The following is a 22758-nucleotide window of genomic DNA, read 5'->3' as shown; positions in this document are numbered from 1 at the left end:
ATTATGATACTGTTTTCGTAAAGTATTTCTACTACATACGAGGGGGCGACGATATGGGTACGACCGTATCTTTCAAAAAAATAGTAGCCTTGACGGCAATGGTGCCGCTGGTAGCTTCGTTGTTCGTGGGATGTAGCAGCTCGTCCACGAGCAACACAGCTGCGCCGAGCGGTACACAGGCAACGACAGGAGAACAGCCTGCTTCTGCGAGTCTGCAGCCGAAAAAGGGCGGGACCATCACCATTGGATTAAAAGACGAGCCGGATCAATTAGATATCCAAAAAACAGGGATGGCGGTCGCGAACCAAATCGCAGGGAACCTCGGTGGGGGATTGGTTACACAGGATCCCGAAACGCTGGAATTCAAGCCTTATTTAGCGGAGAGCTGGACCGTGTCGGAGGATGGGAAGACATGGACCTTTGTCATACGCTCCGGTGTGAAGTTTCAGGACGGCACACCGCTGACGGCCAAATCGTTTGCTGAAACGTATCAGCGAGCCCTTGACCCACAGACGGCTGCCAAAGTCGCAGGCAGCAACCTGTCTGAGGTAGCTTCGGTGGAAGCGCCGGATGATAAGACGTTAGTCCTTACGCTCAAACAACCGTTTGCGCCTTTGCTGCAATACTTAAGTGATCCGGGGTGGCTGCAGCCGCTTTCCCTGGAGGCGATCAAGAAAGCTGGAGACAAATACGGACGTCAACCGGTGGGCGTCGGACCGTGGAAATTTGAGAGCTGGGAGAATGGTCAGTCCATTACTTTCGTTCGCAATGAAGATTTCACCTGGGCGGATCCGATCGCCAAGAACCAAGGCCCTGTTTACCCTGACAAGCTCGTGTACAAATTCATCAACGAAAACCAGACCATGCTAGCGGCGCTGGAGAGTGGATCGATCGATATTGCTTCCAAAATCGATGCCAAGGACGTGAAGAAATACAAGGATAACCCACAGTATGAGGTAAAGGAAATGCTTCGCAATGGTCTCGGGCTGTTCATTATGATGAACACGAGAAAGCCGGTATTCCAGCAGCTTGAAGTCAGACAGGCTCTGAACATGGCGATCAATAAAGAAGCAATCATGAAGGCCGTCATACAGGGCGAAGGTGTGGTAGCCTATGGTCCGCTTCCTCCCTCCCTGTTTGGTTACGATGAAGGGGTAAAAGACTACGGCTATGCCTATAAAGCCGATGAAGCAAAGGCGCTGTTGGAAAAGGCCGGCTATCAGAAGAATGCGCAAGGAATCTACGAAAAGGACGGCAAGCCGCTGACGATGGAGATCTTGGCGCAAACAGGTACATGGGCACAGGCTGCGCAAGTCATTCAAGCGATGCTCAAGGATGTCGGTGTCGATGTGAAAATCGTGACGCTGGAGTGGGGCGCTTTGGTTGATACGGCGACAAAAGGAAATTTTGATATGACGCTGATGGGGTACACGCTAAATGACCCGGACGTCCTTTACCTGTTCCTGCACTCCAGCCAAATCGCCAATGGTCTGAACTTCAGTGCCGTCAAGGATGACAAGCTGGACAGTCTGTTGGTCAAAGGCAGAACGACGGTAGACAGCGCCGCCCGCAAGGAAGTCTACAAGGAAATCCAAAAATACGTCGTGGAGCAAGCATGGTGGGTACCGCTTTATACGGAGAAGCAGTTCAACGTGGTGCGTAAGCCGGTGGAAGGAGTACGGATGCATCCGTTGCGAGGCTTGATGTACCAGGACAGCTGGGTGAATCAATAATGAAACAGTTTCTATTACAGCGCTTGGGCTCCGGATTGATTGTGCTTTTGGGGATCTCGATCTTTTCCTTTGCCTTGATCCATTTGATCCCGGGTGATCCGATTCGCATCATGCTGGGGGAAAATGCGACGGCGGAGCAGGTTCAAGCCCTCCGAGAGCAGCTAGGATTGAATCAGCCGCTGTTGACGCAGTATTTTCAATACCTTTCTCATGTAGTCCAAGGGGATTTGGGGACGTCCTTCAAGACAGGACGCCCCGTCCTGACGGAAATCATAGAGCGCTTTCCCGCCACCGTCAAGCTGGCAGCGAGCGGGATGCTGATCGCGATATTCATCGGCATTACGATGGGTATTCTCGCGGCCAGATTTAAAGACACCCTGCTCGATTTTTCTGCGATGAGCCTGGCTACGCTCGGAGTTTCTATCCCTAGCTTTTGGTTGGGAATTTTATTGATCATGTTTTTTACCGTGAAGCTAGGGTGGTTCCCCATTGCAGGCGGAACTGGCTTCATGGATCTTGTTTTACCAGCAGTTACGCTCGGTGTATTGGCTTCTACGGTGATCAGTAGATTGACGAGAGCCGGAATGGTAGAAGTGCTCACGTTTGATTACATTCGTACGGCGAGAGCAAAAGGGCTGGGGGAGAGTGCGGTACTGTTCGTTCACGCTTTTCGCAATGCCATGATTCCAGTTGTGACGATCGTGGGCTTGCAGATTGCTTCGCTCTTGGGAGGTACCGTCATCATTGAGCGGGTATTTGACTGGCCTGGACTTGGGTCGCTGGCGATCAGTGCCATTGCGTCGCGTGATTTTCCCCTCGTCCAAGGAATCATTTTGTTCATCGGGGTGATTTTTGTCCTGATCAACGTGTTGGTCGACGTTTTATACAGCGTCATTGATCCGCGGATCGAGGTCGGAAAGCTCAAGGAGGGAACATGACCATGAATCAAGCCAATCCAGTTCTGCCAGCCCCTCCGCCGGTCCCTTCGCAAAAAGGAACCAGCAGGATGACGTGGATTCGGGAGGACAGCTTTCTGGAAAAGCTGTGGCGCAATCCGAAGGCCCGATACAGCTTAGGAATCCTGCTGGTGGTGATCGCTGTAGGAATAGCCGGGCCGTGGCTCGCTCCGCACGACCCGACCCAACCGTTCTATGAGGACTTGCTTACAGGACCTTCGGCAGAGCATATGCTGGGGACGGATTCCATTGGCAGAGATGTTTTATCCAGACTTCTGCACGGAGCAAGGGTCACGCTGATGGTGGCCGTCATGGCCGTATCCATCACCTTTATTACCGGGACCTTTATCGGCGTGACGAGTGGCTTCGTCGGCGGCATCGTCGACCAGGTCTTGATGCGAATCATGGATATTTTGCTCGCCATCCCGAACATCATCATGGCAATGGCGATTGTGGCAATCCTCGGTCCGAGCTTGACGAATGCGATGATTGCAGTAGGGATCGCGGGGATTCCCAAGTACGCCAGGCTGACGCGAGGTGCCACCTTGTCAGTCAAATCCTCGGGATATGTGGAGGCGAGCCGAGCAGTGGGAACCTCTCATGCTCGCATCTTGCTCTTTCAGATCATGCCGAATATCATGAGTCCTTTGCTCGTGTACACCACGCTGCAGATTGGCATCGCGATCCTGGATACAGCCGCTCTAAGCTTTATCGGTCTGGGTGCACAGCCGCCAACTCCTGAATGGGGAACGATGCTCAGCGAAGGCAAGGAATATATTCACGATGCCTGGTGGCTGGCGACCTTTCCAGGAATTTCGATCACGATCGTTGTGTTTACGGTAAATATTTTAGGAGATGCCTTGCGCGATATCTTTGACCCGAAATCAGCTTAGAACGTTTTGGCGAGGAGTGTTTTCCGTTCCAAAGCCTTGACGGCATGGATGAAAAATTCGACCAGATCGCGATTGCCATCTCGTAAAAAGATGATATCAATCTTGCGCGTGAGCTGAGCACTTGGCTGTGGCGAAATTTCATAGAGAAGGTTGTTGGACAGCTCCTCCGCTATACAGAGCTCCGGTAAAAAGCTGATGCCGACTCCGCGCATGACCATTTTTTTCGCTGCTTCAAAATTGTCTACTTCCATCATGATATGGGGATTGATCTGGTTTCGATGATAGTGGCGCTGGACCAAGAGCCACTCTATCGTGCCGTGAGCGAGAAGAATGTGCGGTTCTTTGCCCACCTTGTCCCAGGTCAGCTTTGAGGGAGGTATCTCCCGAAACGGATGATGCGGCGGCACGACCAGATGGAGTGTATCGGTGTGCAAGTGAAACGATTCGATCAGGGGATGCGACACCGTCCGTACCAGTCCAAAGTCGGCCTCCTTCTTCAATACCTTGTCCATGATATAGTCGGAGGACCCAACGAGAATCCGGATGTTGACTCCTGGGTATTTCCTGCGATAGATCGGGAGAATTTCCGGGAGAATATGCGTAGACATCAGCAGGGTGCAGCCGATGGTCAGGCTTTTTTCCGCCAAAGGCTTCTCGCGCAGCGTAGAGGAAATCTCTTGATAGGCATGCAAAATTTTTTGCGCGTACGGTAGAAATTGCTTGCCACGCTCTGTCAAAGCGATCTGCTTGCCGTCGCGGTGAAAGAGAGGGCCTTCCAATTCTCTCTCCAGGGACTGAATTCTGGCGGTGATAGACGGCTGAGTCAAGTAGAGCGCTTCTGCTGCCTTGTTGAAGCTACCGAGCTGAAACGCATACAAGAACGCCTCAATATTATCGAGATTCATCGCAACCACAACCTTTCAGAATATTACTACTTATTGATATGAGCAGAAGTATAACACAAAAAAGCAAGCGAACTTGCGGATTGGAGGTGCCAAATGAAACGCCAACCGCCCGTACTGGAGGTAAAGGGCTTGACCACCCAATTTTCCGCCCGCAAAAAAGCGGTTACAGTCGTGGATCAGGTGGACTTTTCGGTGCAAAAAGGTGAGACGCTGGGCATTGTTGGGGAGTCTGGCTGTGGGAAAAGCGTCACCTCCTTGTCGATCATGAGGCTTTTGGGCAAAAGCGGTAAAGTGGTCGCAGGCAGTGTCCTGTTTGAAGGAAAAGATATTTTGGAGTTGGAAGAGAAAGAGATGCGGACGATTCGCGGCAATCGGCTGGCGATGATTTTTCAGGAACCGATGACTTCTCTCAATCCGGTGCTGACCATCGGCAGACAAATCGGAGAAGTGCTGAAGCTGCATACCTCTCTCGGACAAGAGGAGCGAAAGCGTCGTGTCATTGAGCTGATTGCCCAAGTGGGAATTCCACGCGCCCAAGAGATTTACGGCGAGTACCCGCACCGTTTATCTGGCGGAATGAGGCAGCGTGTCATGATCGCCATGGCGATGGCTTGCCGTCCTCAGCTTCTTATCGCCGATGAACCTACGACGGCCCTCGACGTGACGATTCAGGCCCAGATGCTGGGGCTGATCCGTGAGATGCGCAAGGAAACAGGGATGTCTGTGATGCTGATTACCCATGACCTTGGCGTAATCGCGGAAATGTGCGATCGCGTGCTGGTCATGTACGCAGGTCAAGTCATCGAGTCGGCGGATGTCCGAACGCTGCTGCGCCATCCAAAGCATCCCTACACCAAAGGACTGATCCGTTCAGTACCCCATCACTCTCGGGGAGAAAAACGGCTGTATGCCATCTCGGGAAATGTCCCTTCACCGGGTGAATGGCCGACGGGATGTCGTTTTGCTGCAAGATGCACGGAGGCGATGCCAATCTGCCACGAAGAGAGTCCTGCCCTTTCTACCTTGCAGGATGGTTCTTTTTGCAGATGCTGGCTGCATGATGACCTTGTGCCGGCAGAGGGGAGGAGCATCCCGTGACGAAACCGATTCTGGAAGTAAAAGGATTGAAAAAGCATTTCGCTGCAAAAAGCGGCTGGTTTCAACCGACGGAATATGTACAGGCAGTAAATGGAATCAATCTGACTGTTCATGAGGGAGAGACGTTGAGTATTGTGGGGGAATCGGGCTGCGGAAAATCGACGACGGGCCGCTGCCTGCTGAGATTGCTGGAGCCAACGTCAGGTGAAATCTGGTATCGGGGAAAAGATTTGACGAAGCTGGCGGGAAAAGAAATGCGGGCGATGCGGAGCCAGCTGCAGATGGTGTTCCAAGACCCTTTTGCTACGTTAAATCCCAAGCTGACGATTCGCCGTATCCTGGAGGAGCCGCTGATCGCGCAAAAGGTCCCGAAGACGCGGCGGGCAGCATTAATTGAAGAGACGATACATATCGTAGGCTTGAACCCATCCCATTTGGATCGCTATCCCCATCAATTTTCAGGGGGACAGCGGCAGCGGATCGGAATCGCTAGAGCGCTGATGCTGCGTCCCCAGCTGATTGTGGCGGACGAACCTGTGTCAGCTCTGGACGTGTCCATTCAGTCACAAATTTTGAATCTTCTGCAGGACCTTCAGGAACAGTTCGGCATGACGTATATTTTCATATCCCACGATTTGGGAGTAGTTGAGCACATATCGGACAGGGTGGCCGTGATGTATTTGGGAGAGATTGTCGAGCTTGGGAGCAAGGCAGAGCTGTTCCAAAATCCACTTCATCCGTATACGAAAGCGCTGATTTCCGCCATCCCGATCTCGGACCCGGATGAACAGAAAGAACGCATCATTTTGCAGGGAGATCTGCCTTCTCCTGCGAGCCCGCCAAAGGGATGCCGCTTTCATCCCCGCTGTCAATCGTGCATGGATATTTGCAGGACAGAAGTACCGAAGGAAACATACGTACTCGGACAAATGGTCAAATGCCATCTGTACTCATAAGAAGCGAGGAGATGTAGCGCATGTATGCAAATATCAACGGAACGCGAATTTTCTTTGATGTAGAAGGAATGGGATGGGTACCGGATGGGCCGGTCTTGCGCCAGAAACCGGTGTGCTTTGTCCTTCACGGGGGGCCGGGAGGGGATCACACGGGCTACAAGCCAGGCTTGACTCCGCTGGCGGAAAAGATGCAGCTCATTTATATCGACAACCGGGGGAGCGGACGTTCTGCAAAAGGACCGCAGGAGTCGTACTCACTCGAAAACAACGTGGAGGATATTGAAGCACTGCGCAAGCATCTGGGATTGGACAAAATCATCCTGCATGGACATTCCTATGGGGGGATGGTTGCCCAGACATATGCTTTGCGCTACCCGGACAATGTGGCAGGGCTGCTGCTTTTGACGACCTCGCCCAGCTACGAGTTTTTGCATAAGGCCCAAAAAATAGTGGAGCAGAAGGGCACAGAAGAGATGAAAGCAATCGCCCAGGTATTGTGGGAGGGGGCATTTTCGTCTCAGGAGCAGCTTTCCAAGTTTTATGAATTGATGGCGCCGATGTACTCGGTGACACACAACGCTGATCCGAGTGAAGAGGAGAGAAAAGCGGCGATGGATGCACGTGCGCGTTCCAACCGCTGCTTCGAGGCATTGAATGAAGGGTTCGGCGGATTCCTAAAGACCTTTGATCAGCGCGACAAGCTCTCTACCATTCACGTGCCAACACTCGTCATGGGGGCTAGACACGACTGGATTACCCCTGTGGAGGACTCGGAGGAAATCGCAAGTCTGATACCGGAAAGCGAACTGGTCATCTTTGAGAACAGCAGTCATAGCGTCATCAAAGACGAGCATGCCCACTATGTAGCGACGGTGCTGGATTTTGTTCAAAGAAGAATCGTGTAGGATAAGGAAAGTTTCAAAGCTCCCGCGGTGCCTGTCATCGACGGGAGTTTTTGCATGGAAAAGGCTTGTTGCTCAGGAGAACTGGCAAACCTACAATCCTACCAGGTGATTATGATAGAATAGACAAATCTGGCGGTAGAGGTATATAAATAAGAGAATGTAAGTTTGCCAACTCGTTTTTTGAGGTGATGCACGTTGTTGGACGACAGTGCCTATATACTGATTAAAAAAGGCGATCCTGACCAGCTGCACAAGCGAAAGTTCTTGTCCAAGGACGCTTACACGATTGGACGCCGCGGGACGCAATTTCAGCCAGACATCGCTTTCTCCAGCTTGTACGTATCCCGAAAGCATGCCTTGTTGCAAAAGATGGGTGAGCTGTACGCCATTACGGATTTGCAAAGCAAGCATGGTACACAAGTCAATGGAGTGGACGTTTACGATACGCCGCAGCTGCTGCGGCATGGGGATCATATCAGTCTGGCGAAGGGAGCTGTTGAGCTGACCTTTTTCGCGGAAGGAAGCGAATTGGATGCGACTCGCGAGCTGTCGTTGCCCATGATGCAAGCGGCATCCGAATTGCCGGGGCTGCTGATTAATCTGGAGCGACGGGAAATTCGTCTGGATGGAAAACGGCTTCATCTGACAGGAAAAGATATGGATCTGTTGATGCTTTTGTACCAAAGGGCCAATCAGGCAGTAAGCTACGAGGAAATCATGGTGCTGATCTGGCCGGAAAGATTGGCGGGCTCGGACAAAACGATTCCCGATGTGGGCAAGGCTGAAATCAATGCGCTGGTCTACCGGCTCCGCAAGCGATTGGGGCGTTACGGCGAAAACGTCACGACCATTCCTCGCTACGGTTATATGTGGGAAATGGAAGAAGGAGGCTGAGGATGAGCCTCCTTTTTCGTGCGTAGCAGAACGAACGAGCCCTTATTCTCTGGAAGCATAGCGGAAAAAGGATGCAGCGTTTGCACGATCAGCACGCCATGCGAGGTGAGCAAGGCAGCCAGCGATTGCAAAATACCCTGAATGTCCTGGCCCAAAACTATCTTCCTCCAAGCGCCCTTTATAATCTGAATATTCAACATCATATCATATCTCTGTGATCCTGCTTTTATGGGTGCATGAGGATTTCTCCATATATTTTCCAATGCCTCTATATTATCTTGGGGAATGGGAAGGGAGAAGATCCTGGTGCGAAAGACATGGATATGGTTTTGGACGGTCTTCGTGGTCGTCTTGGCGGGATTTGGCGTAGTCTATTGGAGCCTGTGGCAGGACAGCCCCCAGCGAGAGGGAGAAAAGGCAAAAGAGATGTTTTCTGCGTACACCGCTCACTGGCAAAACGGAGAGTTTGCGGAGATGTACGAACAGCTTTCGGCAAAGACCAAACAGCAAATGACAAAAGAGCAGTTTATCTTGCGCTATCAAAATATTTATGAGGGGATCGAGGCGAGTCACGTCACGGTTGAGCCCTTGTACAACGGTCCACTAGAGCCAGATGATGATGGGACCATCAAGCTGCACTATCGTTTCAGCATGGAGACATTTGTAGACCCAATCGCCTTCACAGGGAAAGCGACCTTGGTGAAGGAGCAGCAAAACAGTGAGGAAGGCTGGTACGTCATGTGGAATCCGTCTTTCCTGCTGCCGGACATGCAGAATGGAGACAAAGTGCGAGCTTCTACGGTGGCACCCAAGCGCGGTGAAATCGTGGATCGTGCAGGTCGACCACTGGCAACCAATCGCGTCGTTGTGGAAGTAGGCGTAGATCCTAGCGAATGGAGCGAGCTGCCACAAGCCGGTCAAAGTCAGGTAGGCGACATCCTGCAGCTTTCCTCAGAAGAATTAGCTGACTTTTTGAAGGGAAGCTCTGCCGCGAAGAGTACCTTTATCCGGATTGCGACACTGGTGCAGGACGATACACGACTCTTTCAGCTGCCGGACACCAAAGGGATTGTCCTCAGAAAGAAGCAAGTGAGGTACTACCCATACAAGGAAGCAATGGCACATCTGATCGGCTATACAGGCGCGATCAGTGCCGAGGAACTAGAGAAACGAAAAGAACAAGGCTATATATCCTCTGACCGAATCGGCAAGGTAGGGCTGGAGCAAATCTATGAGGAGCGTTTGAGAGGGTCTGTAGGTGGGCGAATCTCGATTTTGAATGCAGAAGGAATCGAGAAAAAGCTCATTGGGGAAAAGCCCGCAAAAAACGGGGAGACCGTGAAGCTTACTATTGATGCCGAGCTCCAAAAAGAGATTTACGAACAGATCAAGCAGGAGGCAGGTACAACTGCAGCGATTCATCCCAAGACGGGGGATATTCTCGCGCTGGTCAGTACGCCAGCTTATGATCCGAACGATTTTATTCTCGGCATGTCGACGACGCAGTGGAACAAGCTGAATACTGATCCACAAAAGCCACTGCTCAACCGTTTTGCACACGGCTATGCGCCTGGCTCGACGTTTAAACCGATTACGGGAGCGATTGGCCTCGACACCGGTGCGATCACGACGCAAGCGGAGAGAAGCATCACAGGGCTGCACTGGCAAAAGGATTCATCGTGGGGGAATTACGAAGTTACGCGTGTCAGTGACTACAAATCTCCGGTCAATCTGCGAAAAGCACTCGTCTATTCCGATAATATCTATTTTGCGCAGACGGCACTGGCGATCGGCGAGGAGCCCTTTTTGCAGCAGGCAACCGAATTTGGCTTTGGGGAGGCGATCCCGATCCCGTTTCCTGTGGAAAAATCCAAGCTGACGAACGCAGAAATGAGAAACGAGATTCAACTGGCGGATTCAGGCTACGGTCAAGGGGAAGTGACGATGACCCCGTTGCATCTCGCCTTGGTATACAGCGCCTACGTAAACGATGGAAGCATGGTGTATCCTTCGTTAATCCAGGGGGAGCAGCATGAGCCATTCTGGAAGCAGAACGTCATGACGAAAGAAAGTGCTCAGATCATTGGGCAGGATTTGCTGCAAGTCATGGAGGATCCGCGGGGAACGGGGAGAGGAGCGCGTGTCTTTGGTCATCAGCTTGCGGGGAAGACAGGTACAGCTGAGCTCAAGCAAAAGAAGGGCGAGCTTGGGCGTGAAAATGGCTGGTACGCAGCCATCAATGTCGATGATTCCAGACTCCTGCTCGTGATGATGGTAGAGGATGTCCGCGGGCGCGGGGGCAGTCATGTGCTGGACTCCAAAGTCAAACGGATCTTTTCACAGGCCCTGCCCTAAGAAAGAGAAAAGAAAACAGGACGAAGGCTGTCTTTGCTCGCATGAACCATGAGCAAGGGCGGCTTTTTCTCTTTTTTGCTCCCCTCCACCCCCAATCGCAAAAGACTTTAGCCTTTTTTTAGAATTGATTTAGAGGCGGTTTAGACCTCGGGGCTATTCTTTATTCAGGGCCTTCCAAGCAAGGCGCTGAACCTAATGAGGCGGTGAATGACCATGAAGAAAAAATGGTGGGGAATCGGATTGAGTGTCGGACTTGGTGCGGTCGTGCTGTGGGGAGCCGGTTTGCCCGTGCAGGCGGACAATTCCGGACTGGCAGCGTATCAGGCAGCGATGAAGCATACCAAAACAGAACCGAATCTGACGGCGCATGTCAGCGTGGGTATTACGGACAACGGCAAGGACTTGATCCATGTAAGCGGTGAGGCAAAGGTCGATCGGGAGAAGCAGGAAGCGAGCGTGTCCGGTGTCATCCAAGACATTCTCGGTGAAAAAGAGCAGAGCTTTCAAGCCTATCGAGAGGACGGGAAGGTGATTGTCAAAACAGACGGCAGAGACACGTACCGCATTCTGGAGAAAAAGAACTGGGCGACAGGGCGCTTTGAACGCGAGCATACAGAGCCGCCGGTGATCGTGGAGCACATCCGAAACATTGCGCTGGGTAACATTCGTGAGCTTTCCAACGTGGAAAATCTGCCGGATGGGAGCAAGCAAGTCAGCCTGGAGCTGACAGAGGATAAGCTTCCTATATTTGCAGACAAGGCAGCGACGATGCTGTTCGCCAAAATAGCGGAGCACAAGCAGGACGCACCAGCAAAAATCAGCCTGCCTGCTCTGCAAGGGGATGTTGATGTCGAACAGGTATCCTTTCATGCCAGCATTGACGCGGACAACCGGATAAAAAGCCAGGAGGCCCAGATCCACGTATCGGGGAGTGACGCGGCAGGGGAAAAGCATGAGCTCGTCCTGAAAGTAGACGTAGCTCTCAGCGGCTTTTCCCAAACGAAGGTAGAGCACATCAATCTGACGGGAAAGCAGGTAGAAACGCTGGAGGAGTGGCATCATCCCGTATGGAAGTAGCGAGACGTCAGATCGGGTGAGTCCGCCGAAGCTGTATAGTATAATGCTTGTACGGCACCAATCGGAAAAATATGGAAGATTTTGCTGCGCTAGTAAAGGAGGGGAATGAACGCCATGTCTATCAAGACCAGACTTCTGCTATCCTATCTAGCCATGATGATCGTACCTGTCGTCTTGTTCGGATTGACGGCATCGACGCTGGCTACGTTCTTTTTTGGCGATATGGAAAGAGGGGGGATAGATCGTGGCGGACCTCCTTTCGTCAATCTGTTCAACGAGCAGAGCGAGGTGTTCGCAGGCGTGAAGTTCATGGCACAGCACGATCCCGACCGTCTGCTGGACCCAGACGTACTGAAGAGCGTGGACGGTCAGCTGGGTCCACTACAGGCAGCCGTTGTACTTGTGAAAAAGGGAGCGGTCGTGCATGCATCGCCCACAGTCAGCAAGCCAGAGCTGGAGCAGCTCATGACAGGGGCGTGGGGTAACGATAGCAGGCCGTGGTCATGGAGAAAAGAGAAGAGCGTCGAGACACTCTCATTTACCTACAAGGATCAGAGTGCAGGCATAGCCTATTTCCTTACTGACAACAAGCCCCTGCTTTCCCTGGGAAGAAATTTTATCCTTTCGCTGGTTTTGTCGCTTTTGGTCATCATCGTGCTGACGAACGGGCTTCTGACTTATCTCGTCTCCCGCAGTATCATCAAGCCTTTGAATGCCTTAAAGCGTGTGGCAGGAGACATAAAAGAAGGGAACCTGGAGAGATCCTTTCGGCTGAATCGAAAGGATGAGCTGGGCGAAGTGGGCGATGCCTTTGAAGAAATGCGAGTACGACTGCACGACTCGATTCGTTTGCAGCTACAGTATGAAGAAAATCGCAAAGAGCTGATCGCCAGTATCTCGCATGATCTCAAGACACCTATTACCGGTATTCAGGCGTGCGTGCAGGCGATGACGGACGGCATTGCCGATTCCGAAGCAAAAAGGGAAAAGTATTTGAAAATGATCGGGATCAAATCCGAGCAGATGAACCGGCTGATCGACGAGCTGTTTCTGTTTTCCAGGCTGGACCAGGGGAAGCTTCCTTTCCATTGGGAGGAGATGGACATGGCGGCTTTCTTGAAGGATTTTACGGAAGAATTGCAGCTTGACCCGCGCTTGGAGGATGTCGATGTGAGCTGCAGCCTGCCCGAGCTGTCGCCCGTTCTGGTCATGGCCGATCGTGAAAAGCTTGGGAGGGTGTTCATGAATGTGATCGACAATAGCTTGAAGTACCTGAATCAACCGGAAAAGAGAGTTCGTCTGACGCTTTCCCATGACAACGAGAACGTGATGATCGCAATCGAGGATAACGGGTCAGGCATCGAGCAAGGGGCGCTCCCGTTTATCTTTGACCGCTTTTATCGGGCAGACCCATCGCGCAACACAGCGAAAGGCGGCAGCGGACTCGGGCTTGCAATCGTAAAGCAAATCATAGAAGGGCATGGGGGCAGCGTGACAGCGGTGAGCCAGATTGGCGCGGGAACGAGCATTTGCATGACCATACCAAGACGCAAGGGCAAGGGGTGAACGGCTTTGCGACCTATTCTGATCATTGAGGATGATCCAGTCATCGCAGAGGTGGAAAAGGATTATCTGGAAGCGAGCGGCTATGCGGTGGAGATCGCGATGAGCGGCGATCTGGGACTTCAAAAGGCGCTGACGGAGGAGTACGATCTGATCCTGCTCGATTTGATGCTGCCGGGAGTGGACGGCTTTGAAATATGCAAGCGTGTGCGGGAAGTCAAAAACATCCCGATCCTGCTCGTCTCCGCCAAAAAGGAGGATATCGATAAAATCCGCGGCCTGGGTCTGGGTGCAGATGATCATATCAGCAAGCCGTTCAGCTTAGGAGAGCTGGTCGCCCGAGTAAAAGCGCATTTGTCCCGTTACGACCGCTTGCTTGCAGATCAGACGCGGAAGCTGCCTGCAGAAGAGCTCAAAATACGGGGAATCCGCATCGATAAGCTTGCGAGAAAGGTATTCGTAAATGGGGTAGAGACAATTTTGACCAGCAAGGAGTACGATCTGCTGCTCTTTTTGGCGTCCCATCCCAACTGGGTGTTTACCAAAAATGAGCTGTTTGAAAAGATATGGGGGATGGATGCGTACGGAGACAATGCAACCGTAACCGTTCATGTGAGCAAGCTTCGGGAAAAAATCGAGACAGACCCCTCGAATCCCCAGTATATCGAGACGATCTGGGGCGTCGGTTATCGTTTTCAGCTGTAAAGAAAGTCAGCAGTTGGGGAGGTGTAAAAAATGAAGACAATCAGCATGACGCAGAAAAAGTGGCTGCTGCTGCTTCACGTGATCTTCTCCGCGATCATGCTCGGAGGGGCGGTCATTTTTCTGGTCCTGAGTATTGTTGCCGGAACCACTGGAGATCCACAGGTCGTTCAGGCTTGCTATACGGTCATGCATATCCTATCCGAGAGCTCTGTCCGCGCATCGACGATTGGGACGCTGGTTACGGGCATTCTCCTGTCGGCATTTACTCATTGGGGCTTCCTGCGCTATCACTGGATCCTTGCAAAGGAGGCTCTGTCTGTTGTAGCAATCCTTCTCGGACCTATCGGGATGTACGTTTGGACGGCTGGAGCGCTTCACGGAGGAAATCGGGATATGCTCTTGATCGGGATCATCCTGCAGATCGTTTCGCTAGCAGCTATTTTTCTGCTGTCCGTATTTAAGCCTTGGGGAAAAAGAATACCCAAGTAGCATTCTCTTTCATGCTTCGTCTCCCATCGAAATAATCATCAGGTATGATGAAAGCAACAACCGGACGGAAGAGATGGGAGCGAGAGTGATGAATCCAATTTTGTTTGCGATTTTGGTCGTGGTGACAACGTCCTTGATGGGATCTTCATTTGCGATTGGAAAGATTGGTTTGACGTATGTTTCACCGCTGCTTTTGGTAGGGATGCGCTTTACGCTCGCCGGACTGCTCATGGCGCTGTGGGTGCGGAAAAAGCCCATTCCGGCAACGCTGGGAGAGTGGGGGAAGGTCGGTCTCATCGGCTTTTTGCAAACGGCAGTGGTCATGGGCTGCATCTTTCTGAGCCTGCGTACTATCACGGCTGGCGAGTCTTCCATATTGACGTTCATGAATCCGCTGCTGGTCGTCATCTGGGGAACGGTTTTCCTCGGCATGCGGTATCGTTTCAGCCAATGGGCAGGGGTGTTGGTCGGGATTGCAGGTGTCTTTATTACGCTCGGATCGCATTTGCAATGGGAAACAGGGACCTTGTTTGGCATTGGCTCCGCGATCTCCTGGTCGATTGCCACGATTCTGGTGAAGAAATGGGGTATTCATTTCAACGTGTGGGTGATGACGGCTTATCAGATGCTGGCGGGAGGAATCGTGCTGCTCATCATGGGGGTCACGCTGGAGGTGCCGAAGCTGATCCTCACGCCAACCTCGGTGTTCATCGTGCTCTGGCTGGCGATCATGGCATCGATCGTCCAGTTTGCCACATGGTTCTATCTGCTGAACCAAGGAGACCCGGGGCGGACCAGCGCCTTCCTGTTCCTCGCCCCGTTCTTTGGCGTGCTGTCTGGCTGGCTGCTTCTGGATGAAGTCGTTCAATGGCATGTTTACGCAGGTGGGCTGCTTATTTTCGCAGGTATTTTTCTCGTAAACTGGACGTTTTCAGCAAAAAGGCAATCGCAGCCTAGTGCGGCTTCGAGTGACCGGACGGGATGAGCGGTTAGTGTACGGATTCTTTTCCTTGAGAAATGTCTACTCCGAACTGTTCATAGAGCCCAGCTATCCCGGCAGGAGTGAGGCGTATCGCGCGTCCTTCCGGCAGTCGTTCGATCCAGCCGAGGTCAAACAAGCGATTGGTCAAGGACGCACCGAGCACACCTGCCAGATGATGACGGCGCTCGCTCCAGTCCAGACAGGGGCGGGCAAAGCGGCGGCGGTTTTTGGGACTGAATTCCACATCGACCCCGAGGCTTTGCAGCTTTTGTCTCCCTGTTTCCGTTAAGACAAATTCCTGATCCGCTTCTTCAATCATCTGCAGAGAGAGCAGCTGATCAGTCAGGGCAACCCCTACTTCCCCCGCCAAATGATCATAGCAGGTACGGGCAAAGCGCATGGCACGGACCTGATCGGACTCGCGCAGAGAGCGGATCGGCCTCGGAGTTGCGATGGCGAGCAATGCTTCCAGAGCGTGCGCGACTTCCGCATTGGCCAAACGGTAATAGCGGTGACGGCCGTAGGATTCATTCACTAACAGGCCACCTTCGACCAGCTTTGCCAAATGGGAGCTGGCGGTTTGGGGCGTGATGCGTGCCGCACGCGCAAGCTCACTGGCGGGCAGCGATTTGCCACCCAGCAAAGAGAGCAGCATAGCGACCCTGGATGGTTCTCCGATCAACGAAGCGACCTCACCGATATTGGGCACAGAACTCATCTCACATAACCTCCTTGGATTGCAATGATAATTCGATCATAAGCGAAATGTGATTGCCTTTCAAGCAAGGAGAAGACGAAAAAGGCTGCCAGCACCGGAATGCTTTCCGATGAGGCTGCCTTTTGTTTGGCGTAAACCTAGACCTTAAACTGCTGCACCAAAGCTTGCAGTTCTTCTGCCATCTGGGATAGAGACGCAGCAGAGGAGGAAATCTCCTCCATGGAAGCCAGCTGTTCCTCGGCTGCAGCGGAGACGTTCTGTGTGCCAAATGCAGTGGATTCCGCTGTATGCGCGATGACATCGATGGAGTGAACGACTTGCTCGGCACCAGAGCTCAGGACCGAGGTGGCGGTCGTCACTTCCTGGATCTGGGCGGTGACATTTTGAATGCCTCGGAGGATTTCGTGGAAAGACTGTCCGGCACCGTTGACGATATCGATACCTGCTGCCACCTCTGCTGACGTGATTCCCATGGCATCTACGGCATGGTTCGTTTCATCCTGAATGGCTGCGATCAGCCCGGTAATTTGCTTGGTAGAATGGGCGGATTGTTCAGCGAGCTTGCGTACTTCATCCGCAACGACGGCGAACCCTCTGCCGTGCTCTCCTGCACGGGCCGCTTCGATCGCAGCATTCAGCGCAAGCAGGTTGGTTTGCTCCGCAATCGAAGTAATGACCTCGACAATCTTGCTGATTTCAGCAGAGCGCTGCCCAAGCATTTGAATGGAGGCAGACAATCCGCCAACAGTGTCGCTGATCGAGCTCATCTGGGTAATAGCCGTTCCGATGGCTTGATTTCCTTGGGCGATGATTTGCGAAGCTTCCTTCACTGTGGCAGACACTTGCTCCGTGCTGGCCGCGATTTGCTGCAGACGTGTCGACATGCCAGTGACAGTCTCAGAGGCTTGCTCGACAGTGCGCGCTTGTTCATCTGTACCTGTCGCGACTTCCTGCATGGTGACAGCGATCTGCTCCGTCGCCTTGCTGGTTTGCTCGGCGCTTGCTGTCAGCTGCTCAGAGGTAGCCGCCACATGCTCGGCACTCGCCCCTACTCGCTGGATCAGACCACGGAGGTTTTCCGTCATATCATTGAAGTCAGCGGCGAGCTGCCCGATTTCATCCCGGCTTTGCACAGCGACTTTCAACAGTCAGGTCACCGGCTGCCACTCTTTGCACGGATACAGCCATCGCTTTGATCGGCTTTGCGATTCGACTGGCAAAAATCCACGAGATGACAATGCCGATGAGGATGAACAGACCTAAGAAGAGCAGCAAATTGTACAGAACCATTTTGGCTGGCTTGTTGAAATCCTCCATATAGGTGCCCGCACAGATGATCCAGCCCCAGTGCGGGTCCTGCTTCGCATAGGTGATTTTCGGAGCCAGGACGTTTGGCATCCCAGGATTCCTTGCCCTCCATTTTGGGGGAAGCCAGCATGGAGCCTTTATCGCTCAAGACAAAAATGTACCCATTTTCACCCACGTCGATGTTTTTGTTGATCGTACGCGTGCCGTCCGCTTGCTTTGGACCGAGAATATGCTCTTTGACCTGCTCCTGGGCTTCCTCTTGGCTGATCTTCCCTTCCTCGACGTACTTTTCCCATAATAAAGAACACCTACCTTGCCGATTCTTTAGTTGTGTTTCTAAGAAATATATCGACAATAGAGAACGGAAAATGGAGTCAGAATATAATTAATATATACAAAAATGCGTATAAAAAAACTGCCTGTGCTAGAAGGGAAGTGCTAGCAGGAGACAGTTTTTTGTAAGGCTTCCTATACTTTGAATTGTTGAACCAGCGCTTGCAGGTCCTCGGCCATTTGCGAGAGAGAGCCAGCGGATGAGGTGATTTCCTCCATGGAGGCAAGCTGCTCTTCGGCTGCAGCAGAGACGTTTTGTGTCCCAGACGCAGTCGTTTCAGCCGTGCTCGCAATGCCTTCGATCGAGTGGGTGATCTGTTCGGCACCTGCATTCATTTCCACAGTAGCCGCTGTTACTTCCTGAATTTGCTGGGAAACCGCCTGGATGCTGCTCAAGATTTCCTGGAAGGAATGCCCCGCAACGTTTACGACCTCGATTCCTGCGGCAACCTCAGTCGTCGTTGTTTCCATCGCTTCGACTGCTTGGTTCGTATCGTTCTGGATCGAGGCGATCAGTTCCGTGATTTGCTTGGTGGACTGGGCCGATTGCTCCGCAAGCTTGCGTACTTCGTCGGCAACGACAGCAAAGCCTCTACCATGCACGCCAGCACGTGCTGCTTCGATCGCAGCATTGAGAGCGAGCAGATTGGTCTGTTCGGCAATGGACGTGATCACTTGAATGATGTTGCTGATTTCAGCCGAGCGTTGACCGAGCATTATGATCGAGGAAGCCAGCCCGTTTACAGTCGTGCTGATCGAGCTCATTTGGGCAACGGCTGTATGGATGGCCTGATTTCCGTTCGTGATCGCTTGTGAAGCTTCTTCTACGGTAGCGGATACTTGTTCACTGTTGGCAGAAATATGCTGGAGTTGTCCGGCCATGACGTTCATCGTCTGCACGGTTTCTTCGACAGTGCGAACCTGCTCATCCGTGCCTGTGGCTACTTCCTGCATCGTGACAGCGATTTGTTCCGTTGCTTTGCTCGTTTGTTCAGCACTTGCTGTCAGCTGCTCAGAGGTGGCAGCGACCTGCTCCGCGCTTTCTCCCAGATGAGAAATGAGTCCGCGCAGATTGGCTGTCATGGAATTAAAATCATGGGCAAGCTGTCCGATCTCATCCCGGCTTTTTACTTGCAGCGGCTCGACAGTCAAATCGCCCTCGGCTACACGATTGACGGAAGAAGCCATGGAGACAAGCGGTTTGGTAGAGCGGACTGCAAAAATGCGGCAACGATCCATCTCCAATGCGGATCCATCTCGGCATAAGCGACTTTTTCCTGGAATTTTCCTGGATTCTTGCTGTCCTCCAATTGGTAGACGGTGTAGTCGCCGCCGTCGATGGCTTTTTTGATTAAATCCCGCATGAAGAACGTGCCATCGGCTTGCTTTGGTCCGAGAATGTGTTGCTTCACCTGTTCTTGCGCTTCTTCCAGGCTGATTTTGCCTGCTTCGACGTATTTATTGAGGGCATCAATCATTTCCAAGGTCAGCTTGACGTTGTTCTTCAGTGAACGCGCGCCAAGATCATTGAGATTGGCCGTAGCGGAGTAGTAGCTTTTCAATCCAATGACGATACTGGGTACTGCGAGTAACAGCAAGCACATGATAATCAGTTTGTAGCGAAATGAAAAAAAGAAGAAGTCTTATGATGACATTTATTCTTATCGTCAGAACCTCAGTGGGAGTTTAGTGAAATGTTACATAAGAAAACGCTTATATCATTCGTTTGTCAGGGAACTAGAACACGTATGATAATCCAGCTTTCAAGTGCTGTAACAATCTCACTGTTTCTGCGCAGGAGCGAATGACAAGTAGAAATGGTATGATGGAGAAAAGAACGTTTTTGGATGGAGGAAGAATCCGATGAAATTTATTGATAATCAAGGAATTACGGATCCCCGAATCAATCTTGCCATTGAGGAATACGCACTGAAGCAGCTGCCGGCGAGCGATGACTATTTGCTCTTTTATATAAACGAGCCTTCGATCATCATCGGAAAAAATCAAAATACCATCGAAGAAATCAACACTACATACGTAGAGGAAAACAACATCCACATCGTCCGCAGATTATCTGGCGGGGGAGCGGTTTATCATGACCTGGGCAATCTCAACTTCAGCTTTATTACCAACGACGACGGCCAGTCCTTTCACAACTTCCGCAAATTTACAGAGCCAGTCGTACAGGCATTAAAAGAGCTGGGAGTCGAAGCCGAGCTCACTGGCCGCAACGACATCCAGGTGGGCGAGAGAAAGATCTCCGGCAATGCGCAATACTCTACCAAAGGGCGCATGTACAGCCACGGGACACTCCTTTTTGATTCGGAAATGGAGAATGTCGTATCGGCGTTGAAGGTAAATGCGGAAAAGATCCAGTCCAAAGGGATCAAATCCATCCGCAGCCGCGTCGCCAATATTACTGAATTTTTGGAGCGGGACATGACGATTGAGGAGTTCCGCGTGGCGATTTTGCATTCCATTTTCGGCGGCGGAGAAGTCGAAGAGTACAAGCTCACCGAAGAGGACTGGGAGAAGATTCACGAGCTGTCCCGCGAGCGCTATCAAAACTGGGATTGGAACTACGGAAAATCGCCAAAAAGCAACTATCGCGCCACCAAGCGCTTCGAAGGCATCGGCACGATCGAAGTGCAGCTGGATATTGAGAAGGGGCGCATTCAGACGGCCAAAATTTACGGGGACTTCTTCGGGGTAAGAGATGTAGCGGAGCTGGAGGCGCTGCTGCACGAAATACCGTATGATCGTCAAGCAGTGACAAGTGCACTTGCCGACACCGACCTCCAGGCGTTCTTTGGCAATCTGAAGAAAGAGGATTTTGTGTCCCTGCTGTTTGGATAAGGAAAGGGGGTGGCACCATGTCAGCCTTGTTGGAAGTTAAAGGGGTCACAGGTGGCTATTCGGCTAGCCATGCAGTAATCGAGGATGTCTCCTTTCGTATTCAAAAAAACGAGATTGTTGCGCTGATTGGATTGAACGGCGCGGGGAAGAGCACGACAATCAAGCATATATTGGGATTGCTGGAGCCTCAAAAAGGGGAGATTAGCATAGCGGGAAGAACCTTTTTCGATGATCCGGATTCGTATCGTCACGCGTACGCCTACATCCCGGAATCCCCTATCTACTATGAGGAATTGACGCTGTGGGAGCATCTGGAGCTGGCGGCGATGAGTCACGGCCTGTCCAAAGAGGAATGGGAGGAAAGGTCGCTTCCGCTGCTCAAAGAGTTTCGCATGGAAGCAGCGAAGGATCGGTTTCCGCAGCAATTTTCCAAAGGAATGCGCCAAAAGCTGATGATTATGATGGCACTGATGGTCCAGCCCTCGCTCTACATCGTAGACGAGCCGATACTCGGGCTCGATCCGCTGGGTATCCGTACGCTGCTGACTTGGCTTGCGCGCTGCAAAGAGCAGGGGGCAGGCATATTGATGTCCACCCATATTCTGGCTACCGCGGAGAAGTATTGCGACCGCTTTATTATCTTGCATAAAGGCAGGATCAAAGCGCAGGGGACGCTGGATGAGCTGCGCCAGTCCACGGGAATGACGGGGCACTCGCTGGACGATATTTATTTGCACCTGGTCGAGGAAGAATGATGATGGATGTAGATGCGCTGTTTCGCGAACGAATGCAGCGGTTTTCCGCTGAGCTAATCCGCTACGGTCAGTATATGGCAAACGGAGGCGTGCTCATGGTCGCCGTCTTTCTTTGCGGGCTATTGGCCTACTACTACCCGAGTCTCGTTCAGGCGATTCCTTCGTGGGTTCCCGTCCCGTATTTGCTTGCCCTGGTATATGCCTTTTTTGTGACGAAAACGCTGCATCGAACCTTTTTGCTAGAGGCGGATCTGATCTTTTTGACACCTGCTGAGACCAAAATGGATCGGTATTTTCAAAAGACGCAGGTCTATAATTTTGTAGTCCAAAGTATCGGGTTGTTTCTCATCCTTCTGCTGTTTTTGCCTGTGTATCAAGGGAAGGTTGGGATGACAGGTGCACAGGGCTGGCTGTATTGGGGAGTGCCGTTGATCCTCAAGGGCTGGAATGTGTACAGTAGCTGGATCATTTTGCGCCTGCCGGACAAAAAACGCCAAACCCGCTACACCTTGGCGCGATTTATCCTGACGTATTACGTGCTCGCCTGGATGCTCAGCCAGGGAAGCTTTCTTGCTTACCAGCACGTCCCGTATGGTGCCGTTGTCTGGATGGTGCTGCTTGTCTGGTTAATGATTCGTATCCAGTCCATCGTAAAACGCCATCGATATCAGTGGTATTCACTATTGGAGATGGAAAACAGACTGCGCCTGCGGTTTTACCAGATCGCCAATCAGTTCCGGGATGTTCCGTCCCTGCAGCTGCGAGTCAAGCCGCGAAGGTGGCTGCTGTGGACAGCGCAGCTGATTCCTTATGGCAAAGCGAACGCGGCACGGACCCTGTACTTGAAGCTGTTTTTACGATCGGACGATCTCGCGGGTATTTACTTGCGATTGGTTGTGATCAGCTCTCTCTTGATCTTGATTCTGCCCGGAGCGCTGGGGAAGCTGGCGGTCATCGCGGTCTTTCTCCTGATGTCGGCAAGTCAGCTGAAGGGAATGGGCGGACAGGCACGCCATCGCAGCCAGACGTTTTTGCTGCCTATCAACGAAGAGCAGAGGAAGGCAGCGGCCGTATGGGTGCGACGGGTACTTTTGCTCGTGCAAGGGGCCGTGAATCTTTTGATCGGACTCGCCGTGTGGAAATGGTAGTTCTAAAGATCGGGCAAGAGGCTTGGCTAGCAGTTGCGTAGTCAAGCCTCTTTGTCATGGGGCACCTCTGTAAAGAAAATGTAAAGACCGAAGCAAATCCAATCATTCATTCTCCCGAAATAATCCAAA

The 22758-nt window shown here is 52.0% G+C and carries 21 protein-coding genes and 1 pseudogene; 16 read left to right on the top strand and 6 right to left on the bottom strand.

Going from position 1 to position 22758, the window contains the following annotated elements; genetic code table 11:
- Nucleotides 1-53: 53 nt before the first annotated feature.
- Genes EDM55_RS27635 through EDM55_RS27625 form a run of 3 tightly spaced genes read left to right on the top strand, consistent with a single transcriptional unit; the run spans nucleotide 54 to nucleotide 3582 of the window.
- A complete protein-coding gene (locus EDM55_RS27635) occupies nucleotides 54-1733 on the top strand; it encodes an ABC transporter substrate-binding protein (protein WP_122961878.1) in 1680 nt (559 codons plus the stop codon).
- Nucleotides 1733-2671, top strand: coding sequence for a nickel ABC transporter permease (gene nikB, locus EDM55_RS27630; protein WP_122961877.1), 939 nt, complete (start codon nucleotides 1733-1735; stop codon nucleotides 2669-2671). Before EDM55_RS27635 ends, nikB begins: the two co-directional genes overlap by 1 nt.
- Nucleotides 2668-3582 (top strand): ABC transporter permease, encoded by a 915-nt coding sequence (locus EDM55_RS27625; RefSeq protein WP_309599984.1) that lies wholly within the window; start codon nucleotides 2668-2670, stop codon nucleotides 3580-3582. Before nikB ends, EDM55_RS27625 begins: the two co-directional genes overlap by 4 nt.
- Here EDM55_RS27625 and EDM55_RS27620 read toward each other — a convergent pair.
- Nucleotides 3579-4487 (bottom strand): LysR family transcriptional regulator, encoded by a 909-nt coding sequence (locus EDM55_RS27620; protein ID WP_092272662.1) that lies wholly within the window; start codon nucleotides 4485-4487, stop codon nucleotides 3579-3581. The two genes, EDM55_RS27625 and EDM55_RS27620, sit on opposite strands and share 4 nt — an antisense overlap.
- A 93-nt stretch (nucleotides 4488-4580) precedes the next feature.
- Here EDM55_RS27620 and EDM55_RS27615 point away from each other — a divergent pair, with 93 nt between their 5' ends.
- The 10 genes from EDM55_RS27615 (at nucleotide 4581) to EDM55_RS27565 (ending at nucleotide 15514) form a co-directional block, all read left to right on the top strand.
- The gene (locus EDM55_RS27615; RefSeq protein ID WP_122961876.1) at nucleotides 4581-5585 is read left to right on the top strand and encodes an ABC transporter ATP-binding protein; all 1005 of its coding nucleotides are present in this window, start codon (nucleotides 4581-4583) and stop codon (nucleotides 5583-5585) included.
- Complete coding sequence (locus EDM55_RS27610) at nucleotides 5582-6541, top strand: ABC transporter ATP-binding protein (protein WP_092272656.1); 960 nt, start codon at nucleotides 5582-5584, stop codon at nucleotides 6539-6541. Before EDM55_RS27615 ends, EDM55_RS27610 begins: the two co-directional genes overlap by 4 nt.
- 20 nt (nucleotides 6542-6561) lie before the next feature.
- Entirely contained in the window at nucleotides 6562-7446 is an 885-nt protein-coding gene (locus tag EDM55_RS27605) for an alpha/beta fold hydrolase (protein ID WP_092272653.1), read from the top strand.
- Nucleotides 7447-7641: 195 nt separating this feature from the next.
- On the top strand, nucleotides 7642-8340 hold the full coding sequence (locus EDM55_RS27600) for an FHA domain-containing protein (protein ID WP_122961875.1): 699 nt from the start codon (nucleotides 7642-7644) through the stop codon (nucleotides 8338-8340).
- Nucleotides 8341-8646: 306 nt separating this feature from the next.
- Nucleotides 8647-10695, top strand: a complete 2049-nt coding sequence (locus EDM55_RS27590) for a penicillin-binding transpeptidase domain-containing protein (RefSeq protein WP_122961874.1) — start codon at nucleotides 8647-8649, stop codon at nucleotides 10693-10695.
- A gap of 213 nt (nucleotides 10696-10908) precedes the next feature.
- Nucleotides 10909-11772, top strand: a complete 864-nt coding sequence (locus EDM55_RS27585; RefSeq protein ID WP_139228103.1) for a hypothetical protein — start codon at nucleotides 10909-10911, stop codon at nucleotides 11770-11772.
- A gap of 114 nt (nucleotides 11773-11886) precedes the next feature.
- Nucleotides 11887-13338, top strand: coding sequence for a sensor histidine kinase (locus EDM55_RS27580; protein ID WP_122961873.1), 1452 nt, complete (start codon nucleotides 11887-11889; stop codon nucleotides 13336-13338).
- A 6-nt stretch (nucleotides 13339-13344) separates the two neighbouring features.
- The gene (locus tag EDM55_RS27575) at nucleotides 13345-14040 is read left to right on the top strand and encodes a response regulator transcription factor (RefSeq protein WP_122961872.1); all 696 of its coding nucleotides are present in this window, start codon (nucleotides 13345-13347) and stop codon (nucleotides 14038-14040) included.
- Between the two features lie 30 nt (nucleotides 14041-14070).
- Nucleotides 14071-14529 carry a hypothetical protein gene (locus EDM55_RS27570; protein WP_092272631.1) on the top strand — a complete coding sequence of 153 codons (459 nt, stop codon included), beginning with the start codon at nucleotides 14071-14073 and terminating at the stop codon, nucleotides 14527-14529.
- An 88-nt stretch (nucleotides 14530-14617) separates the two neighbouring features.
- Entirely contained in the window at nucleotides 14618-15514 is an 897-nt protein-coding gene (locus tag EDM55_RS27565) for a DMT family transporter (protein WP_122961871.1), read from the top strand.
- A gap of 4 nt (nucleotides 15515-15518) precedes the next feature.
- On the opposite strand, the gene EDM55_RS27560 is transcribed toward EDM55_RS27565, so the two are convergent.
- The 5 genes and pseudogenes from EDM55_RS27560 to EDM55_RS30665 form a co-directional block, all read right to left on the bottom strand.
- Nucleotides 15519-16229 carry an ArsR/SmtB family transcription factor gene (locus tag EDM55_RS27560; RefSeq protein ID WP_122961870.1) on the bottom strand — a complete coding sequence of 237 codons (711 nt, stop codon included), beginning with the start codon at nucleotides 16227-16229 and terminating at the stop codon, nucleotides 15519-15521.
- Between the two features lie 137 nt (nucleotides 16230-16366).
- The gene (locus EDM55_RS30500; RefSeq protein WP_246070995.1) at nucleotides 16367-17374 is read right to left on the bottom strand and encodes a methyl-accepting chemotaxis protein; all 1008 of its coding nucleotides are present in this window, start codon (nucleotides 17372-17374) and stop codon (nucleotides 16367-16369) included.
- Nucleotides 17346-17892: pseudogene (locus tag EDM55_RS31225) on the bottom strand (cache domain-containing protein). The gene EDM55_RS30500 and the pseudogene EDM55_RS31225 overlap by 29 nt, the downstream one beginning before the upstream one ends.
- Before the next feature lie 113 nt (nucleotides 17893-18005).
- Entirely contained in the window at nucleotides 18006-19109 is a 1104-nt protein-coding gene (locus EDM55_RS27550; protein WP_218033705.1) for a methyl-accepting chemotaxis protein, read from the bottom strand.
- Entirely contained in the window at nucleotides 19034-19474 is a 441-nt protein-coding gene (locus EDM55_RS30665) for a cache domain-containing protein (RefSeq protein ID WP_218033704.1), read from the bottom strand. The genes EDM55_RS27550 and EDM55_RS30665 overlap by 76 nt, the downstream gene beginning before the upstream one ends.
- Nucleotides 19475-19733: 259 nt before the next feature.
- Between EDM55_RS30665 and lplA the strand changes: the two genes are divergently transcribed.
- Genes lplA through EDM55_RS27535 form a run of 3 tightly spaced genes read left to right on the top strand, consistent with a single transcriptional unit; the run spans nucleotide 19734 to nucleotide 22629 of the window.
- Nucleotides 19734-20726 (top strand): lipoate--protein ligase, encoded by a 993-nt coding sequence (lplA, locus tag EDM55_RS27545; RefSeq protein ID WP_122961869.1) that lies wholly within the window; start codon nucleotides 19734-19736, stop codon nucleotides 20724-20726.
- A gap of 17 nt (nucleotides 20727-20743) precedes the next feature.
- The gene (locus tag EDM55_RS27540) at nucleotides 20744-21481 is read left to right on the top strand and encodes an ABC transporter ATP-binding protein (protein WP_092272612.1); all 738 of its coding nucleotides are present in this window, start codon (nucleotides 20744-20746) and stop codon (nucleotides 21479-21481) included.
- Between the two features lie 2 nt (nucleotides 21482-21483).
- The gene (locus tag EDM55_RS27535; protein ID WP_246070996.1) at nucleotides 21484-22629 is read left to right on the top strand and encodes an ABC transporter permease; all 1146 of its coding nucleotides are present in this window, start codon (nucleotides 21484-21486) and stop codon (nucleotides 22627-22629) included.
- The last annotated feature ends 129 nt before the right edge of the window (nucleotides 22630-22758 follow it).

The organism is Brevibacillus centrosporus (genome assembly GCF_003710815.1).
Taxonomy (GTDB): domain Bacteria; phylum Bacillota; class Bacilli; order Brevibacillales; family Brevibacillaceae; genus Brevibacillus; species Brevibacillus centrosporus.
The sequence above is the reverse complement of the archived record's forward strand: the minus strand, read 5'-3'. Positions and strand labels throughout refer to the sequence as shown.

Excerpts from the sequence above, each read along its gene's own strand:
- EDM55_RS27620 (WP_092272662.1), bottom strand. The coding sequence starts at position 4,487 with ATGAATCTCGATAATATTGAGGCGTTCTTGTATGCGTTTCAGCTCGGT.
- EDM55_RS27550 (WP_218033705.1), bottom strand. The coding sequence starts at position 19,109 with ATGGATCGTTGCCGCATTTTTGCAGTCCGCTCTACCAAACCGCTTGTC.
- EDM55_RS27605 (WP_092272653.1), top strand. The coding sequence starts at position 6,562 with ATGTATGCAAATATCAACGGAACGCGAATTTTCTTTGATGTAGAAGGA.
- EDM55_RS27565 (WP_122961871.1), top strand. The coding sequence starts at position 14,618 with ATGAATCCAATTTTGTTTGCGATTTTGGTCGTGGTGACAACGTCCTTG.
- EDM55_RS27560 (WP_122961870.1), bottom strand. The coding sequence starts at position 16,229 with ATGAGTTCTGTGCCCAATATCGGTGAGGTCGCTTCGTTGATCGGAGAA.
- EDM55_RS30665 (WP_218033704.1), bottom strand. The coding sequence starts at position 19,474 with ATGTGCTTGCTGTTACTCGCAGTACCCAGTATCGTCATTGGATTGAAA.
- EDM55_RS27585 (WP_139228103.1), top strand. The coding sequence starts at position 10,909 with ATGAAGAAAAAATGGTGGGGAATCGGATTGAGTGTCGGACTTGGTGCG.
- nikB (WP_122961877.1), top strand. The coding sequence starts at position 1,733 with ATGAAACAGTTTCTATTACAGCGCTTGGGCTCCGGATTGATTGTGCTT.
- EDM55_RS27615 (WP_122961876.1), top strand. The coding sequence starts at position 4,581 with ATGAAACGCCAACCGCCCGTACTGGAGGTAAAGGGCTTGACCACCCAA.
- lplA (WP_122961869.1), top strand. The coding sequence starts at position 19,734 with ATGAAATTTATTGATAATCAAGGAATTACGGATCCCCGAATCAATCTT.
- EDM55_RS27570 (WP_092272631.1), top strand. The coding sequence starts at position 14,071 with ATGAAGACAATCAGCATGACGCAGAAAAAGTGGCTGCTGCTGCTTCAC.
- EDM55_RS27535 (WP_246070996.1), top strand. The coding sequence starts at position 21,484 with ATGGATGTAGATGCGCTGTTTCGCGAACGAATGCAGCGGTTTTCCGCT.
- EDM55_RS27635 (WP_122961878.1), top strand. The coding sequence starts at position 54 with ATGGGTACGACCGTATCTTTCAAAAAAATAGTAGCCTTGACGGCAATG.
- EDM55_RS27580 (WP_122961873.1), top strand. The coding sequence starts at position 11,887 with ATGTCTATCAAGACCAGACTTCTGCTATCCTATCTAGCCATGATGATC.
- EDM55_RS27625 (WP_309599984.1), top strand. The coding sequence starts at position 2,668 with ATGACCATGAATCAAGCCAATCCAGTTCTGCCAGCCCCTCCGCCGGTC.
- EDM55_RS27540 (WP_092272612.1), top strand. The coding sequence starts at position 20,744 with ATGTCAGCCTTGTTGGAAGTTAAAGGGGTCACAGGTGGCTATTCGGCT.